1 protein-coding gene is annotated in these 1,204 nt (G+C 52.2%); it reads right to left on the bottom strand.

Annotation, left to right across the window (positions count from 1 at the left end; genetic code table 11):
- On the bottom strand, window positions 1-1,159 hold a 1,159-nt coding region (locus tag DI44_RS08495; protein WP_033025332.1), incomplete at its 3' end, for a spore germination protein.
- Between the last annotated feature and the right edge of the window lie 45 nt (window positions 1,160-1,204).

The raw sequence follows: 1,204 nt of genomic DNA, 5'->3' as shown, positions 1-1,204 counted from the left end.
TCCCCGCTTCGCGCAAAATCTCAAATGTCACTTCCATGATTAATGCCTCGACAAAAGCGGGAAACGGCACAGCCTCACGCTGGGCGGCAATGGCGATGACAAGCGGAGTTGGGATCATTTCTTGATGAAACGTCATCGCAGCAATATAAATAGAGGGCGCGACGAGCGAGAGAAAAAAAATCAATACGCGCAAAAAGCGAAGAGCAGTGGCGATATCAAAACGGGCATAATAATCCTCTACCGCTTGAAAAAATTGGATAAACAAAGCCGGCACAATCAGGATAAACGGCGTCCCCTGAATCAAAATCGCAATCCGCCCCTCCAGCAAATTCGCCGCCACCACGTCGGGACGCTCGGTATGGTAGATCGTCGGAAATGTCGTAAACGTTTGATCTTCGATTAACTGTTCAATATAACCGGACTCAAGCACGCTGTCCGTATCAATGCGGCGCAGGCGCGCTCTCACTTCCTCGATAACCTCGTCATTGGCAATGCCTTTGATGTACATGATCGCGACATCCGTTTGCGTCACGGTGCCGATTTGCATCGTTTCCAGCCAAAGATTGGGATTTTTAATGCGGCGGCGGATCATCGCGGTGTTCGCGCGCAACGACTCCGTAAATCCCTCGCGCGGCCCGCGGCCGGCGATTTGCGTTTGCGGCTCCTCGATTGCACGATATTGGCCGCCTTTCGTGCTGGCGCTGACAGCGGACGGCACCCCGTCCAACACGATGCTGGTCTTCCCCGAAAACAGCTCCAAAAACAGGTGTTCCCAATCGACGACATGCTTCACACCGCCCACCGCGGCCAACTTTTGTTCGATCCACGGAAACGATTCTTTTTCTGTTAATGACAGTGGAAATGACGCCTCTAGCAACGGCGTCAGCAAAAACTCGTACACATGTTTTTCGTCAACAAGACCATCCACAAAGACGATGGCTGCATTGATTTGCCTCTCTTGACCCAGCGAAAACCGACGGATGACGACATCGCTGCTTTGTCCAGTCGTTTGGCGGATGATGTCAAGGTTGACGGCTAATTCAGCTGACATCGGCTCTTGCGGGACGTCCGCCGCCTCGCCGCTATGGTCCGGTCCTTCTTGTTTCACCCTGTCATTGATCTGCTTTTTTTGTCGGCCCATTCCCCATTGAAACAGCATGTTTTTCCTCCTCACTCCGCTTCCTTTTTATCCCTCATTATGGAC

Source organism: Geobacillus sp. CAMR5420 (genome assembly GCF_000691465.1).
Lineage (GTDB): Bacteria > Bacillota > Bacilli > Bacillales > Anoxybacillaceae > Geobacillus > Geobacillus thermoleovorans.
Note: the sequence above shows the minus strand (reverse complement) of the source record. Positions and strands in the feature narration are given on the sequence as shown.